General features: G+C 69.0%; 18 protein-coding genes. 10 read left to right on the top strand and 8 right to left on the bottom strand.

Annotated elements, in window-relative coordinates:
• Positions 1-21: 21 nt before the first annotated feature.
• The 5 genes from P2P98_RS05080 to P2P98_RS05060 are packed head-to-tail and all read right to left on the bottom strand — an operon-like array spanning position 22 to position 3436.
• Entirely contained in the window at positions 22-567 is a 546-nt protein-coding gene (locus P2P98_RS05080; protein ID WP_275797799.1) for an MOSC domain-containing protein, read from the bottom strand.
• A gap of 9 nt (positions 568-576) precedes the next feature.
• A complete protein-coding gene (locus tag P2P98_RS05075; RefSeq protein ID WP_275797798.1) occupies positions 577-1278 on the bottom strand; it encodes a zf-HC2 domain-containing protein in 702 nt (233 codons plus the stop codon).
• Positions 1275-1781, bottom strand: a complete 507-nt coding sequence (locus P2P98_RS05070; RefSeq protein ID WP_058614930.1) for a sigma-70 family RNA polymerase sigma factor — start codon at positions 1779-1781, stop codon at positions 1275-1277. The genes P2P98_RS05075 and P2P98_RS05070 overlap by 4 nt, the downstream gene beginning before the upstream one ends.
• Positions 1782-1835: 54 nt before the next feature.
• Positions 1836-2378, bottom strand: coding sequence for a DUF6264 family protein (locus P2P98_RS05065; protein WP_275797795.1), 543 nt, complete (start codon positions 2376-2378; stop codon positions 1836-1838).
• Positions 2375-3436, bottom strand: coding sequence for a 4-hydroxy-3-methylbut-2-enyl diphosphate reductase (locus P2P98_RS05060; RefSeq protein ID WP_193751282.1), 1062 nt, complete (start codon positions 3434-3436; stop codon positions 2375-2377). The genes P2P98_RS05065 and P2P98_RS05060 overlap by 4 nt, the downstream gene beginning before the upstream one ends.
• 57 nt (positions 3437-3493) lie before the next feature.
• Here P2P98_RS05060 and xseA point away from each other — a divergent pair, with 57 nt between their 5' ends.
• Genes xseA through P2P98_RS05025 form a run of 7 tightly spaced genes read left to right on the top strand, consistent with a single transcriptional unit; the run spans position 3494 to position 9918 of the window.
• Positions 3494-4825 carry an exodeoxyribonuclease VII large subunit gene (gene xseA, locus P2P98_RS05055; protein WP_275797792.1) on the top strand — a complete coding sequence of 444 codons (1332 nt, stop codon included), beginning with the start codon at positions 3494-3496 and terminating at the stop codon, positions 4823-4825.
• 10 nt (positions 4826-4835) lie between these two features.
• A complete protein-coding gene (locus P2P98_RS05050; protein WP_275797790.1) occupies positions 4836-5066 on the top strand; it encodes an exodeoxyribonuclease VII small subunit in 231 nt (76 codons plus the stop codon).
• Positions 5066-5698: a DUF4245 family protein gene (locus tag P2P98_RS05045; protein ID WP_275797788.1), complete on the top strand. Its 633-nt coding sequence runs from the start codon at positions 5066-5068 to the stop codon at positions 5696-5698. Before P2P98_RS05050 ends, P2P98_RS05045 begins: the two co-directional genes overlap by 1 nt.
• 35 nt (positions 5699-5733) lie before the next feature.
• Positions 5734-6381 (top strand): carbonic anhydrase, encoded by a 648-nt coding sequence (locus P2P98_RS05040; RefSeq protein WP_275797804.1) that lies wholly within the window; start codon positions 5734-5736, stop codon positions 6379-6381.
• 32 nt (positions 6382-6413) lie between these two features.
• Complete coding sequence (locus P2P98_RS05035; RefSeq protein WP_275797786.1) at positions 6414-7808, top strand: class II fumarate hydratase; 1395 nt, start codon at positions 6414-6416, stop codon at positions 7806-7808.
• A 41-nt stretch (positions 7809-7849) separates the two neighbouring features.
• Complete coding sequence (locus tag P2P98_RS05030) at positions 7850-9265, top strand: HAMP domain-containing sensor histidine kinase (RefSeq protein WP_275797784.1); 1416 nt, start codon at positions 7850-7852, stop codon at positions 9263-9265.
• Positions 9262-9918, top strand: coding sequence for a response regulator transcription factor (locus P2P98_RS05025; RefSeq protein WP_275797782.1), 657 nt, complete (start codon positions 9262-9264; stop codon positions 9916-9918). Before P2P98_RS05030 ends, P2P98_RS05025 begins: the two co-directional genes overlap by 4 nt.
• A gap of 292 nt (positions 9919-10210) precedes the next feature.
• Here the strand turns inward: P2P98_RS05025 and P2P98_RS05020 are convergent, their stop codons facing one another.
• Together P2P98_RS05020 and P2P98_RS05015 are read right to left on the bottom strand one after the other, a co-directional pair.
• Positions 10211-11560: a PhoH family protein gene (locus P2P98_RS05020; protein ID WP_058597825.1), complete on the bottom strand. Its 1350-nt coding sequence runs from the start codon at positions 11558-11560 to the stop codon at positions 10211-10213.
• Between the two features lie 211 nt (positions 11561-11771).
• A complete protein-coding gene (locus P2P98_RS05015; protein ID WP_275797802.1) occupies positions 11772-12545 on the bottom strand; it encodes an isoprenyl transferase in 774 nt (257 codons plus the stop codon).
• Between the two features lie 163 nt (positions 12546-12708).
• Between P2P98_RS05015 and P2P98_RS05010 the strand changes: the two genes are divergently transcribed.
• The gene (locus tag P2P98_RS05010) at positions 12709-13401 is read left to right on the top strand and encodes a hemolysin III family protein (protein WP_275797801.1); all 693 of its coding nucleotides are present in this window, start codon (positions 12709-12711) and stop codon (positions 13399-13401) included.
• A gap of 134 nt (positions 13402-13535) precedes the next feature.
• On the opposite strand, the gene P2P98_RS05005 is transcribed toward P2P98_RS05010, so the two are convergent.
• Positions 13536-13811, bottom strand: a complete 276-nt coding sequence (locus P2P98_RS05005; RefSeq protein WP_275797780.1) for a hypothetical protein — start codon at positions 13809-13811, stop codon at positions 13536-13538.
• Between the two features lie 63 nt (positions 13812-13874).
• Between P2P98_RS05005 and P2P98_RS05000 the strand changes: the two genes are divergently transcribed.
• Together P2P98_RS05000 and greA are read left to right on the top strand one after the other, a co-directional pair.
• Positions 13875-14270, top strand: a complete 396-nt coding sequence (locus P2P98_RS05000; protein ID WP_275797778.1) for a DUF4307 domain-containing protein — start codon at positions 13875-13877, stop codon at positions 14268-14270.
• Positions 14271-14372: 102 nt separating this feature from the next.
• A partial coding sequence (gene greA, locus P2P98_RS04995) for a transcription elongation factor GreA (protein ID WP_275797776.1) occupies positions 14373-14857 on the top strand: 485 nt, incomplete at its 3' end.

The raw sequence follows: 14857 nt of genomic DNA, 5'->3' as shown, positions 1-14857 counted from the left end.
CGCGGGCGCTGAGGGCCCGGCTCAGGCGCGGTAGACCTCGAGCACCGTGGGCGCACCCTCGGGGGACGACAGCACCTCGATGGCATCCCCCGCCCGGACATCTCCCGCGCGCCGGACCCGGAGGTACGCGCCGAGGCGTCCCTCGTCGGAGAAGCGCTTCACCCACCCTCGGGCGTCGCGTCCGCCGACCCAGCGCGCGAACGTCGCGCACGGAGTGCGCGGCATGGTGACCTCGATCTCGACGGTGTCGCCGATGCGCCAGATCTCGCCGATGCGCGCCGCGTTGACGTCGATGCCCTCCACCCGGAGGTTCTCACCGAACCACCCCGGGTGCAGATCACGGCCCAGCTCGGCCTCCCAGTACGCGGCGTCCGCCTCGGAGTAGGCGTACACCGCCTTGTCACGCCCGCCGTGGTGTTTGCGGCTCGCTTGGACATCCGCGCGCACGCCGAGCGGGCCCAGGCGAACGGGACCGTCGAGCGCCCGCTTGTCGATCGCGGTCACTCCGACGGACCCCGCGTCCGGGTGAAGCTGGTGGACGGCGCAGACGGCGACGAGGCGTGGCATCCGTCGATGTTACGGGGCCGAGAAGTCTCGCCGCATGACCACCCGATCGCCGTCGACGGAACGGATCTCGATCGAGCCGATGCTCGACGCTTCGAGATCGGTCCCGGCACTGAGCTCGGTCGTGGCCCCGGGACCGGCGCGCCAGGTCGAGAGCACCGAGGTCGAGCCGGAGTCGTCGGTCACCGCCAGAGCGTAGGGCCAACCGCCGGGTGGCGCGTCGAGCACCTCACCGGTGTATTGGCACACGAGGTCGATCCGGGTGCCCCACGCGACCGGGGTCAGCTTGACCGACGCCTCGAGCGGAGCTCCGCCGACCTCGTCGAGGGCGTACGTCGTCCCGGTCGACGAGGACGCGTTGGCGATCGTGACGACGGTCGGCACACCCACGGCGACCACGGCGAGGGATGCCGCCAGTGTCCACGCCGTGATCCGCCGGGCGCGACGCCGACGAGCGGTCTGCACGACCCGGGTCCGAAGTGAGGGGTGCGGCATGACGATGGGTACCGGACCACTCGACGCATCGATAGCCCGGGCGCGGTCAGCCGACAGTCGCGAGAGCAGGCCCGCCGTGGGCGCGAGCTCGGCGACCGCGGTCCGGCACTCCGCGCAGATCGCGAGATGCCCCTCGTACTCCGCGCGATCCGCCGCCGACAGGGCACCCAGAACGTAGGCTCCGTCCCACTCGGACATCCGTGAGTGATCGGCGCTCATCGCGTCACCCCCCTCTCCTGCAGGGCGAGCCGCAGCGCTCGCACCGCGTAGTGCAGTCGCGACTTGACGGTCCCCGCCGGGATGCCGAGCTCCTCGGCCGTCTGTGCGACGCTCCGACCGCCGTAGTACGCGCTGACGATGACCGCGCGGTGATCGGGCGTCAGGGTCGAGAGCGCCTCCTCGACGAGCAACGCGTCGAACATGGCATCCGTGTCGTCGTCGCGCCCCGCGTCCGGGACCTCGTCGACGGCCAGCTCGTGGCGCCGACGGGCGCTGCGTGCCTCGTCGATGACGAGGTTACGGGCCACCGTGAACATCCACGACCGCAGCGATCCTGGATCGTCGCTCATGATGCGCGGCGACCGCCAGGCGCGCAGCAGCGTCTCCTGCACGACGTCGTCCGCCCCCGCATGGTCGCCCGTGAGACTGACCACGTACCGCCAGACGGGTGCCGCGTGGGCGTCGTAGAGCGCGGTCAGACGCGCGTGATCTTCTCGCACCACGGCCGGCTCCTCTCTCGGGTTCTCAGAAGAACACGGGATGCCGGCCCCGTCGGTTCATTTCGAGATGCCGTCCATCAGTGCGGAGAGATAGGCCGGGTCGCTGACGACGGCGATCGCGATGCAGGTGCTGCCCACGAGCGCGGCCACGGCGAAGCCGACGAGAGGGATCCAGAAGGCGATGCGGCCGCGCTTGAGCCGACGCCAGGTCAGCAGCGCGGTGACGAGGTAGACGACTCCGTAGACAACGGCGGCCACCGCACCCCAGACGAAACCGGAGGCCAAGTTCGAGTAGGTCGCGTCGACGCCCAGGACCTTCGCCGCCTGCTCGGCGTAGTGGGGGAAGTCGAGCACCTGCACGATCGTCGTGACGACCGAGAACAGCCCGTAGACGAGCAGCATGAGCGTGATGACGCGGTCGGCCAGGGGCCCGCGGGCCGCCGCCGGTGCGACCGTGGCCGACGCCGGAGCGGCCGGCTGCGGGGCGACGCCCGCGTCGAGCGCCTCCGTCACCTCCGGACGCTGGATGCGAGCCTGCTGCTCCTCGGGCGTCGCGTACTCGCCGAACTGCGGACGCGGCCTCGGGTCGGCGTCGCTCACGAACGACCCCGGCCGCCCAGCGCCCGCTGGTCGCGCTGGCCGGCGGCATCCTGACGCAGCTCCTTCGGGAGCGAGAAGATCAGGTCTTCCTCGGCGGTCCGTACTTCTTCGACGTCGCGATAGCCCGCGCCGGCGAGCTCCTCGAGCACCTCGGTCACGAGCACCTCGGGCACCGACGCGCCGCTGGTGACACCGACCGTCTCGACGCCGTCGAGCCACTCCTGCTTGACCTCGTCGACATAGTCGACGCGGTAAGCGGCCTTGGCGCCGTGTTCGAGCGCGACCTCGACGAGGCGCACGCTGTTCGAGGAGTTCGCGGAGCCCACGACGATGACGAGGTCGGCGCCGACGGCGACCTTCTTGATCGCGACCTGGCGGTTCTGGGTCGCGTAGCAGATGTCGTCGGAGGGCGGGTCCTGCAGGTGCGGGAAGCGCAGGCGGAGTCGGCGCACCGTCTCCATCGTCTCGTCGACCGACAGCGTCGTCTGCGAGAGCCACACCACCTTCGACGGGTCGCGCACCTCGACGGTGTCGGCATGCTCGGGTGAGTTGACGACGGTGACGTGCTCGGGAGCCTCACCGGCGGTGCCCTCGACCTCTTCATGGCCGTCGTGGCCGATCAGCAGGATTTCGTAGTCGTCGCGCGCGAAGCGCACGGCCTCGCGGTGCACCTTGGTGACGAGGGGGCACGTAGCGTCGATGGCCTGCAGGCCGCGGTCGGACGCCGCGGAAACCACAGCGGGAGACACGCCGTGCGCGCTGAAGACGACGTGCGAGCCCTCGGGGACCTCGTCGACCTCTTCGACGAAGATCGCGCCCTTCTTCTCGAGCTCGGTCACCACGTGGATGTTGTGCACGATCTGCTTGCGCACGTACACGGGGGCGCCGTAGCGGTCGAGGGCCTTCTCGACGGCGACGACGGCGCGGTCGACACCGGCGCAGTAGCCGCGCGGTGCCGCCAGCAGCACCTTCTTCTGGCCTTTGACCGGGATATCCTGGAGCCGCCCACGTCGACCCGGAATCCGGGGAACGGGCAGTTGGACGACAGGTGTGCTCACCCCTCGATTCTACCGGGGCGCCCCTGGACGACGGCCGAACCCCTCAGACTGGAGCCCATGACCTCGTTCCACCCCGAGACGGTAGTCGGCGAGGCGCCCCCCGCCGACTCGGTCCACCCTCGCGACTCGCGCACCGACACCCCCACGTCGGTGTCTCGGCTGAACGACACGATCCGCGGCTTCATCGAACGCTGGGGCTCGGTGTGGGTCGAGGGCGAGATCACCTCGTTCAACCGTCGGGGTGGCAACGTCTTCGGTCGCTTGAAAGACCTCAACACCGAGTCCACGGTGGCGTTCCGTATCTGGTCGAGCACGCTCGCGCGCCTCCCCAAGGACTTCCAGGTGGGCGACCACGTCGTGGCGTGCGTCAAGGCGGACTACTTCCCCCGCACCGGCGACTTCTCGTTCGCGATCTCCGCCATGCGTCACGTCGGCCTCGGCGAACAGCTCGAGCGACTCGAGCGGCTACGCGTGCAGCTGCGCTCCGAGGGCCTCTTCGACCCGATGCGCAAGAAGAAGCTGCCCTTCCTCCCCCACTGCATCGGCCTCATCACGGGCGAGAACTCGGATGCCGAGAAAGACGTGCACCGCAACGCCGAGCTGCGCTGGCCGCGGGTGAACTTCCGGACGAAGTACGCCGCGGTCCAGGGCGACCGCTGCGTCCCGGAGACCCTGGCCGCGCTGAAGGCGCTGGATGCCGACCCCGAGGTCGACGTCATCATCATCGCCCGTGGGGGCGGCGATCCGCAGACCCTTCTCGGCTTCAGCGACGAGCGCCTGTTGCGCGCGGTGGCCGCGGCATCCACGCCGATCGTCAGTGCGATCGGTCACGAGAACGATCGCCCCCTGCTCGACGAGGTCGCCGACCTTCGCGCCTCCACACCCACCGACGCCGCCAAACGCGTGGTTCCCGACGTCGCCGAGCAGCGGGCTCTCGTCGCGCAGCTGCGCGCCCGGCTGACCGGACGCCTCACGCAGCGTGTGCTGCACGACATCGCCCAGCTCGAGCAGATCCGTTCGCGTCCGTCGCTGCGCACCCCGCACGCCATGCTCACCTCGCGGGCGCAGGAACTGTGGATGCTGTCGAACCGCGGCCGTGACATCGTCGATCGTCGACTCGAGGGCGAACAGCGCCGGACACGCGAACTGAGCGCATCCCTGCGTGCACTCTCGCCCCTCGCGACACTCGCACGCGGATATGCGATCGCCCAGGTCGAGGGCGGTGCGATCGTCCGCGACGCGAGCCAAACCCCCGCCGGAACCGGGCTCACCATCACGGTCGCACGTGGGTCGCTGACGGCGCGCTCGGAAGGCGAGATCGACGAGACGCCCGCCGCTCCGCTCGACGGCGAGGCATCGGGCGACGGCGTGTCGGTGGGTCCCGCCTAAGATGGATGCCATGACCGCGACGACTCCCGGGCCCTCGGCGGACGTCGCGACCCTCTCCTTCGAGCAGGCACGCGATGAACTCGTCCGCGTCGTGTCCGAGCTCGAGCAGGGCTCACCCACGCTCGAGGAGTCGCTGGCCCTCTGGGAGCGCGGCGAACAGCTCTACGCGCGCTGCGAAGAGTGGCTGCTCGGGGCCAAGCGCCGTCTCGACGCCGCCCGCGGCGAGGGCGAGGACGCCTGATGGCCCGCATCGTCGCCGAGCTCGGCCGCCCCGAGACTCCGGAGGAGACCGCGGCCCGCAAGGCCGAGTCGTCCCGCCGCTATCGCTCGAGCAAGACCTTCCGCAACCTGATCGCGGCGCTGCTGGTGACCGTCGCGGTCGTCTTCGTCGTCGTCGCCGCGGTCCCGCGCGGCGAGCCGGTCCCCCGCCCCGAGCCGGATGTCCCCGCGCTGGCCGCCGACCTCGAGACCGACCGCGGCCGCCCGGTGCTGACCCCCTCACTCGGCGAGGGCTGGCGGGTCAACCAGGCCACGGTCGAAGGCATCGGAGGCACCGAGGCCTGGACGATGGTCTACGTCCGGTCCGGCGAATCCGGATTCCTCCGTGTCGCTCAGGGCTTCGACACCGATGAGGCCTGGGTCGCTCAGGTCCTCGACGGCACACGGAGCACCGAGACCACCGAGATCGACGGGATCACCTGGAACGTCTACCGACCGGCCAACCCGTCCGGCACCGGCAACATCGACTATGCGCTGGCGACTCCCGCCGGCCCCGACTACGTGCTCGTCTACGGTGACGCCGCGCCCGAGACCGCGGCACTCGCGGCGGCGTCGGTGTCCACGCAGGTGGAGCAGCTGAAAGAGATCCCGTGAGCGCACCCCGAACCCCCGGCCAGGTCTGGCAGCAGATGGTCGAAGGCAACCGCCGGTTCGTGACCGGAGCACCCGCGCACCCGCGTCAAGACGTCGAGCGCCGCGCCGAACTCGCGGGTTCGCAGCATCCGACCGCCGCCCTGTTCGGGTGCTCCGACTCGCGCCTGGCCGCCGAGATCATCTTCGACGAAGGACTCGGCGACCTCTTCGTGGTCCGTAACGCCGGCCAGGTCATCTCGGACTCCGTGATCGGCAGCCTCGAGTACGCCGTCGGCGTCCTCGAAGTGCCTCTCATCGTCGTGCTCGCGCACGACGCGTGCGGTGCCGTCGGGGCCGCGATCGAGAGCACCGGCGTCGACGCCCCCACCCTGCCGGCGTACATCTGGCGCCAGATCGCGCCGATCGTGCCCGCGGTGCGTCGCGTGCAACGCCAGACCGCGGTGGACGGACACCTGTCCGACCACGTCGACCCCGAACTCGTCGGGCGTGAGCACCTGCGCCACACCGTGGGCGAGCTGCTCCGCGCATCCGAGCTCATCAGCGAAGCCGTCGCCGAGGGCCGCACGGCGGTCGTGGGGGCCAACTACCGACTCGACGAGGGGGAAGCGTTCCCCGTCGTCATCGTGGGCGACGTCGACGACCCCCGGGTCGACGACCCCCGCTTCGCGGACGCCCGCATCTGAGAACCGAACGAACGACCTGGAGGAACGACGACGTGACCGACACCGAGTACCGCATCGAGCACGACACCATGGGTGAAGTGCGCGTGCCGAAGGACGCCCTGTACGCGGCGCAGACCCAGCGCGCGGTCGAGAACTTCCCGATCTCGGGCTCGGGTCTCGAGTCGTCGCAGATCGCGGCACTGGCCCGGATCAAGAAGGCCGCGGCCCTCGCGAACAAGGATCTCGGCACTCTCGACGGTCGGATCGCGGATGCCATCGCCCAGGCTGCGGATGAGGTCGTCACCGGGGTGCACGACGCCCACTTCCCCGTCGACACATACCAGACCGGCAGCGGCACGTCGTCGAACATGAACATGAACGAAGTGCTCGCGACCCTCGCGACGCGCATCCTCGGTTCGACGGTCCACCCGAACGACCACGTCAACGCCTCGCAGTCGTCGAACGACGTCTTCCCGACGTCCGTGCACATCGCCGTGACCCAGGCGCTCATCACCGACCTCATCCCCGCGCTCGACCACCTCGCGGTCGCTCTCGAGGCCAAGGCCGACGCGTGGAAGGGCATCGTGAAGTCGGGCCGCACGCACCTCATGGACGCGACACCCGTCACGCTCGGTCAGGAATTCGGCGGCTACGCCCGCCAGATGCGCCTCGGCATCGAGCGCGTGGAGGCCGTCCTCCCCCGCGTCGGCGAAGTCCCCCTCGGTGGAACGGCCGTCGGCACGGGCATCAACACGCCGCTCGGCTTCCCGCAGAAGGTCATCGAGATCCTCGCCGCCGAGACGCAGCTCCCGATCACCGAGGCCAAGGACCACTTCGAGGCTCAGGCCAACCGCGACGGTCTCGTCGAGGCATCCGGAGCCCTCCGCACGATCGCGGTGTCGCTCACGAAGATCAACAACGACATCCGCTGGATGGGGTCGGGCCCGAACACGGGCCTCGGCGAGCTCCACATCCCCGACCTGCAGCCCGGCTCCTCGATCATGCCCGGCAAGGTCAACCCCGTCGTCCCCGAGGCCACCCTCATGGTCTGCGCGCGCGTCATCGGCAACGACGCCACGGTCGCCTGGGCCGGCGCATCGGGTTCGTTCGAGCTGAACGTCGCGATCCCCGTCATGGGTACGGCGTTGCTCGAGTCGATCCGCCTGCTCTCCAACGCCGTGCGGGTGCTCGCCGACAAGACCATCGACGGCCTCGAGGCCAACGTGGCTCGCGCTGAGGCCTTCGCCGGTATGTCCCCGTCGATCGTCACGCCCCTCAACAAGGTCATCGGCTATGAGGCGGCCGCGAAGATCGCGAAGCATGCCGTCGCCAAGGGCATCACCGTGCGTGAGGCCGTCATCGACCTCGGGTACGTCGAGCGCGGCGAGATCACCGAAGAGGTGCTGGACGCCAAGCTCGACCTGCTCTCGATGACCCACCCGGGCTGAGCTCCGCAGGATCGAACGCCGAGGCGCGCCATAATCGAAGGATGAGCCGCGCACCGAGACCCGTCTCGGTGCGCGCGCGACTCCTCGGCGCGATCCTCGGTGTTCTGCTGTTGGGGCTCATCATCACGGGAGGGGTCACCTTCCTCGTCCAGAGCGAACGCGTCATCGCCAACGCGGAACGTCAGCTGGACGGCTTCTCGAGCACCGCCCCGTCGAGCGGAACGGATGCCGTCGACCTCGTCGCTGCGACCATCCCCGGCCGCACCGACGGCACCGTCGCCCTGTCGGGCACGACGATGCTCGCGGGCACGCCCTCGCCGCCGGGGCTCTCCCTCTCGAACGACACGCGCTTCGTCTCGGCCGTCAGCGACGCGATCGCGCGCGGAGAACTACGCGGGCGCGTCGACAGCGAGCATGGACCGGTTCTGTACGCCGCCGTCCCGCTCGACGGGGCTTCGGTCGTCCAGGCGATCTCGATCGACCAACGGATGGAGCTGGTCACCCTCTCGACCACCACGTTCGCCATCGCGGGCACCGTGGTCCTGCTCGCGGTGGCCGTCGCGGGCTGGTTCGTGACCGGCCTGCTCTTCTCGCCCCTCCGGCGGCTCCGCGACACGACGGATGCCATCACCCTGGCGGATCTGGGCACGCGTCTGCCGCCGCAGGGCAACGATGAGATCGCCGACCTCACCTCCTCCGTCAACTCGATGCTGGATCGTCTCGCGATGTCCGTCGAAGCCCAGCGACAGCTGCTCGACGACGTGCGGCATGAGCTCAAGACGCCGATCACGATCGTCCGCGGGCACCTCGAGATGATGGACCCCGCCGACCCGCACGATGTCTCCGAGACGCGCGACCTCGGAATCGCCGAGCTGGACCGCCTCTCGCGTCTGGTCGACGACATCGATGCCCTGGCTGTGGTCGAGGCCGGTTCTCTGACCACCGAAGTCATCCAGGTCGCGGCTCTGACGGATCGCGTCGGCGAGCTCGTCAGCGCGATACCTCACCACACATGGACGATCGAGTCCCGGGGTCGCGGGACGATCCACGGCGACCACGACCGCCTCGTTCAAGCGTGGCTGCAGCTCGCGGACAATGCTGCGAAGTACACCCCACCGGGGACGCCGATCGAGATCGGCAGCAGCGTCGGTGACAGCAGCGCCGAACTGTGGGTGCGCGATCACGGTCCCGGCATCCCTCCCGCTGCGCGCCACCGCGTCTTCCGCCGGTTCGACCGCATCTCGACGCGGCGCGGGGTCGAGGGATCCGGACTCGGCCTGTCGATCGTGGATGCCATCGCCAAAGCCCACGAGGGCTACTGCAGCGTGAGCGACACCCCCGGTGGCGGTGCCACCGTCACGTTGCATCTCCCCCGCGGTCGGTCGCACTCCGCCGCCGACCTCCCCACCCCCGTGCGCGCCGGAGACGTCGTGATGCAGAGAGAGGCCACCGGATGACTCGCATCCTCATCGCCGAGGACGAAGAGCGCATCGCCGCGTTCGTCGCGAAAGGATTGGAAGCGGCGGGCTATCAGACTGCGACCGTGGACGACGGCGCCGAAGCCCTCAGTGCCGCCCTGTCCGGCGACATCGACCTCGTGCTGCTCGACGTCGGGCTGCCCACGCTCGACGGCTTCGAGGTGCTTCGCACCCTCCGGGGACAGGGGTCCGCGATCCCCGTCATCATGCTCACCGCGCGCACCAGCACACGCGACACCGTGGACGGTCTCGACGCGGGAGCGAACGACTACATGGCGAAGCCCTTCAAGTTCGATGAGCTGCTCGCGCGCGTCAGGTCGAGACTGCGTGAACCGCTCACGGCCCACACCATCTCGATCTCGCACGGCGACATCACGCTCGACGTACGCGGGCGACGGGCGAGCATCGGCGGACGCGACGTCGACCTGAGCGCGCGCGAGTTCGCCCTCGCCGAGGAGTTCCTCCGCCACGCCGGACAGGTCCTCAGCCGCGAGCAGCTCCTCAGCCGTGTCTGGGGCATGGACTTCGATCCGGGCTCCAACGTCGTCGACGTGTACGTGAGATACCTTCGCGCGAAGTTCGGCGCCAGTCGGATCGCGACCGTGCGCGGCGCCGGCTATCGCTGGGAGTAGTCGCCGTTAACCCGAAAGCCCCCGGCGGGGGGAAACCGGGGGCTGTGGGGAGATCCTGCTCCGGGGGTCTGCCGACTTACCCGAAATGCAGCGACCAGCCCGTTGAGAGCGGATCTCGTGTTCATTTCTCAGGGGGAACCGCCGGAGGCGGTGACGAGACTGTTCCCTCGTCGATGGCTCCATTCTGCCGTGTGCATATGAAAGCCACAGGAGCCGAGAATGAGAATGCTCTCATCTAGGAAAGGAAGGAGGGCTCGAGCGGTTCGCCCGAGCCCTCCGTTGTGGAATCGCGTCAGGAGAGTTCGCCGGCCTCCAGGAGATCGGTCACGAGAGCGGCGATCGCCGAACGCTCCGAGCGCGTCAGGGTGACATGGCCGAAGAGCGCGTGGCCCTTCAGCGTCTCGATCACCGAGGCGACGCCGTCGTGACGCCCCACGCGCAGGTTGTCGCGCTGCGCCACATCGTGCGTGAGCACGACGCGGGAGTTCTGCCCGATGCGGCTCAGCACCGTGAGAAGCACGTTGCGCTCGAGAGACTGGGCTTCGTCGACGATCACGAAGGCGTCGTGGAGGGATCGACCGCGGATGTGCGTGAGAGGCAGCACCTCCAGGAGACCACGAGCCAGCACCTCCTCGAGGACGTTGCCCGAGACGACCGAGCCCAGCGTGTCGAAGACCGCCTGCCCCCAGGGGCCCATCTTCTCGGCCTGGTCGCCGGGTAGATACCCCAGTTCCTGCCCGCCGACGGCGAACAGCGGCCGGAACACGATGATCTTCTTCTGCTGCTGCCGCTCGAGCACCGACTCGAGCGCCGCGCACAGCGCCAGCGCCGACTTGCCGGTGCCCGCCCGTCCGCCGAGCGACACGATGCCGACCTCGGGGTCGAGCAGCAGGTCGAGGGCGATGCGCTGCTCGGCCGATCGACCGTGCAACCCGAAGGCGTCTCGGTCTCCGCGGACGAGTCGGAACTCGCCGTCGCCCGTGACACGGCCGAGCGCCGAGCCGCGCTCGGAGTGGATGATCAGCCCCGTGTTCACCGGAAGACCGACGACCTCGTCGCTCGTGGCCACTTCGCTCTCATACAGGTCGCTGAGGTCGTCGCCCGAGATGTCGAGAGACGCGATGCCCGTCCATCCCGAGTCCATCGCCTGCTCGGCCAGGTACTCCTCCGCCGTCAGGCCGAGGGACGCGGCCTTGACGCGCATCGGCAGATCCTTCGACACGACGGTGACCTCGGCGCCGTCCTTCGCGATGTTCATCGCGACGGCGAGGATGCGACTGTCGTTGCCGCCGGTGCGCATGCCCGAGGGCAGGACCATCTGGTCGGTGTTGTTCAGCTCCACACGGAGAGTCCCGTCGTTGCCGACGGGGACGGGGAAGTCGAGGCGGCCGTGCTCGATCCGGAGCTCGTCGAGATGACGGAGCGCCTGCCGAGCGAAGTACCCGATCTCGGGGTCGTGGCGCTTGCCCTCGAGCTCGGTGATCACCACCACGGGTATCACGACCGAATGCTCCGCGAAGCGGAAGAATGCCCGCGGATCGCTCAGAAGGACAGACGTGTCCAGAACATAGGTGCGCAGATCCTGTTCGGAGACGCTGCTCTCGTCGACGTGACGCTGGTCGAATGGTGCTCGTGCAGTCACAACCCACTCCCGACCCGGGTGTCTCACCCGGCTGTCACGAGTCGACCTGTGGGTCACGAGTCGCAATCCGAAGGCCGACTCGATCGGGCTCCGTGCCCGATGTGATCACCGTACGATGCCCAGCGGCATCCGAGGGTCGTTAACACGCCACCAAAATGACAAGTGTGTGAACAAGTCTCACCCTCGTGGTGAGGGTTGCCGGCCCGTGAGCCTACTGACCGAAACGCCGGTCCCGGGCGGAGAAGTCGCGGATGGCTCGGAGGAAGTCGACCTCTCGCAGATCCGGTCCCAGCGCCTCGACGAAGTAGAACTCGGAATGAGCGGACTGCCAGAGGAGGAAATCGCTGAGGCGCTGCTCGCCCGAGGTGCGGATGACGAGGTCGGGGTCCGCCTGGCCGCCCGTGTACAGATGCTCGCCGATCTGCTCGGGCGTCAGACTGGCCGCGAGCTCCTCCAAGGAACCCCCCGACGCGTCGTGCTTCGCGATGATGCTGCGTACGGCGTCCACGATCTCGCTCCGACCCCCGTACCCCACCGCGAGGTTGACGTGAAGGCCGGTGTGCGAGCGGGTACGCTCGGTGACCTCGCGCAGAACCTCGGCGAGCTCGGGTGGGAGCCCTTCTGCCCGGCCCACGTGCTGGACGCGCCAGTCGGGTTCGAGCGACAGTTCCCGGGCGAGTTCGGCGATGATCTCGAGCAGGTCGCCCAGCTCGCGACTGTCGCGCTTGACGAGGTTGTCGTTGGACAACAGGTACAGCGAGACGACGCCGATACCCAGGTCGTCGCACCACCGCAGGAACTCGTGCATCTTCGCCGCGCCCGCGCGATGGCCGTGCGCCGCGCTGTCGTAGCCGAGCTGGCGCGCCCACCGACGGTTGCCGTCGATCATCATGGCGACGTGGTGCGGAACGGTCGCGGGCATCCGTCGACGCAACCGCGAGGCGTACAGACGGTACAGGGGGCCGCGCCCCTCGTTCCTTCGCATCCGCGCCACCCGCCTACGCTACCGCGCGCGGGGCGATTCGCCGCTTCGCGTGGGCGGCTTCCACCTGCGGAAAGGGTGAGCATCTTCCCGCGTTCCGTCTGCGGCATAGGCGGACGCGTAGGGTTTTCCCGTGACCCCGACGATCCCTGATGACGGTGTGGAGATGCCCCAGCTTCCTCTGCTCGAGGCATCTGCCGTCGGCGCCCAAGACGAGGTCAAGCCGAGCTGGCGCGGATGGATCCACGCGGGCACGTTCCCCGTGGCGATCGCGGCCGGCATCGTGCTAATCGTCCTCGCACACGGCGCCCCGGCCAAGTGGGCATGCGCCGTGTTCGCGGCATCCTCACTCCTCCTCTTCGGCAACTCGGCGCTCTATCACCGCTTCCACTGGAAGCCGAAGACGAAGGCCGTCCTCAAGCGCATCGACCACGCCAACATCCTGCTGCTCATCGCGGGCACGTACACGCCGCTCGCGGTCCTGGCCCTCGATACCCCGCAGACCGTCCTGCTGCTGTCGATCGTCTGGGGCGGAGCGCTGCTCGGCATCCTGTTCCGCGTGTTCTGGATCAACGCCCCGCGCTGGCTGTACGTGGCGCTGTACCTCGCCCTGGGCTGGGCCGCGGTGATGTACATCGTCGACCTCTTCAAGGCGAATCCGGCGATGATGGTGCTCGTCGTCGTGGGCGGCCTGCTCTACACCGCCGGGGCGATCGTCTACGCGCTCAAGCGGCCGAACCCGTGGCCGGGGCACTTCGGTTTCCACGAGATCTTCCACGTGTGCACGGTCCTGGCGTTCCTCTGCCACTGGACCGCGTGCCTGCTGATCGCCCTCGCTCCGGCGTACCACGGCGGCTGAGGGGCCCGCCCGCTCACGCCGATTCGGACGAGCGGAACACAGTCGGTTGCGCTGCCCCGAGCTCTCCGAATCCGGTTGATTTCTCCGATTCTGCGACGACCCCGATCGCGGATGCCGCGACCTCGAGACCGCGCTCAGCGGCGGGGAGCGGCCGGGTCGGTGTCGTCGTCGTTCGGCGCGGCGGTCGTGGCAGCGGCGCGCGCCTGCTCCTCGGCGTCGAGCTCGGCGTTGACCTCTTCGCGGTAGCGCCCGCGACGGATGCGACGCAGCATGTCCCAGACGAGGAGGAACACCGCGACACCGATGAACGCGATCGCGCCGAAGCCGAACGGTCCGGGCGTGACGAGGGAGTCGTCGGGGGTGTTGGCCGGGGTGGGCGTGGTCGCGAGAGCGACGAGCACGGGAAGCATGGAGTCCTTCGGTCCGGGCGGAAGCGCGTAGCCTGGAACTCCAGCCTAAAGCCCGGAGAGACCATGACGACGCAGGAGATGCTCGATGAGCGCTACGGTCGGCGCACGTCACCCCGCCGCCGGATCGTGCTGTGGAGCATCGTCGGCGTCGTCGCGCTGACGCTCACGGCGCTGCTGGGGTGGACCACCGTGTCGAACACCCTGCGGTCGGTCACGGCGACCGACACGGGCTTCACCGTCACGGATGCGAGCGCCGTCACGATCTCCTTCCAGTTCACGGCCCCCGTCGGTGAACCCGTGGCATGCGCGATCGAGGCGCAGGACGAAGATCACGGAACGGTCGGATGGCGGGTCGTCGAGTACCCGGCATCCGAAGATCACAGCCGGGCCTTCTCGGAGGAGATTCCGACCCTCGCGCTGGCGACCACGGGTTTTGTCAACTCTTGCTGGGTGCCGTAAAATAGCCTCAGATGACGCGCCCCGGCTCGATGCCGGGGCGTTCGACATATACCCGGGCGGCACACTCGATGAACGCCGCTCGCCCTCGACGAAGGAGTAATCGTGTCCCACGACGCTCAGGTGACGTTCCTCACCCAGGACGCCTACGACCGTCTGGCTCAGGAGCTCGAGCACCTCTCGACCACCGGCCGTGAAGAGATCGCGAAGCGCATCGAAGCCGCCCGCGAAGAGGGCGACCTGAAAGAGAACGGTGGCTACCACGCCGCGAAGGACGAGCAGGGCAAGCAGGAAGCACGTATCCGCACGCTGCAGCAGCTCCTGAAGGACGCGAAGGTCGGCGAGGCACCCGAGAGCCACGGCGTGGTCGAGTCGGGCACCGTCGTGACCGCCGTCGTCGCCGGCGGCGAGGAGAAGTTCCTGCTCGGCAACCGCGAGATCGCGGCGAACTCCGAGCTCGACGTCTACAGCGAGGCCTCCCCGCTGGGTGCGGCGATCATCGGCCTCAAGGAGGGCGAGAAGGGTTCGTACACCGCCCCCAACGGCAAGGAGATCTCGGTCGAGATCCTCAAGGTCGAGACCTACTCCGG

The organism is Microbacterium sp. Kw_RZR3, from assembly GCF_029222405.1.
In the GTDB taxonomy this organism is placed as follows: domain Bacteria; phylum Actinomycetota; class Actinomycetes; order Actinomycetales; family Microbacteriaceae; genus Microbacterium.
This window is presented reverse-complemented; position numbering and strand designations above follow the sequence as displayed.

Coding starts and splice junctions, on each gene's coding strand:
- P2P98_RS05015 (WP_275797802.1), bottom strand. CDS start 12,545: ATGCGAAGGAACGAGGGGCGCGGCCCCCTGTACCGTCTGTACGCCTCG.
- xseA (WP_275797792.1), top strand. CDS start 3,494: ATGACCTCGTTCCACCCCGAGACGGTAGTCGGCGAGGCGCCCCCCGCC.
- P2P98_RS05050 (WP_275797790.1), top strand. CDS start 4,836: ATGACCGCGACGACTCCCGGGCCCTCGGCGGACGTCGCGACCCTCTCC.
- P2P98_RS05005 (WP_275797780.1), bottom strand. CDS start 13,811: ATGCTTCCCGTGCTCGTCGCTCTCGCGACCACGCCCACCCCGGCCAAC.
- P2P98_RS05045 (WP_275797788.1), top strand. CDS start 5,066: ATGGCCCGCATCGTCGCCGAGCTCGGCCGCCCCGAGACTCCGGAGGAG.
- P2P98_RS05010 (WP_275797801.1), top strand. CDS start 12,709: ATGCCCCAGCTTCCTCTGCTCGAGGCATCTGCCGTCGGCGCCCAAGAC.
- P2P98_RS05040 (WP_275797804.1), top strand. CDS start 5,734: ATGGTCGAAGGCAACCGCCGGTTCGTGACCGGAGCACCCGCGCACCCG.
- P2P98_RS05030 (WP_275797784.1), top strand. CDS start 7,850: ATGAGCCGCGCACCGAGACCCGTCTCGGTGCGCGCGCGACTCCTCGGC.
- P2P98_RS05000 (WP_275797778.1), top strand. CDS start 13,875: ATGACGACGCAGGAGATGCTCGATGAGCGCTACGGTCGGCGCACGTCA.
- P2P98_RS05025 (WP_275797782.1), top strand. CDS start 9,262: ATGACTCGCATCCTCATCGCCGAGGACGAAGAGCGCATCGCCGCGTTC.
- P2P98_RS05080 (WP_275797799.1), bottom strand. CDS start 567: ATGCCACGCCTCGTCGCCGTCTGCGCCGTCCACCAGCTTCACCCGGAC.
- P2P98_RS05075 (WP_275797798.1), bottom strand. CDS start 1,278: ATGAGCGCCGATCACTCACGGATGTCCGAGTGGGACGGAGCCTACGTT.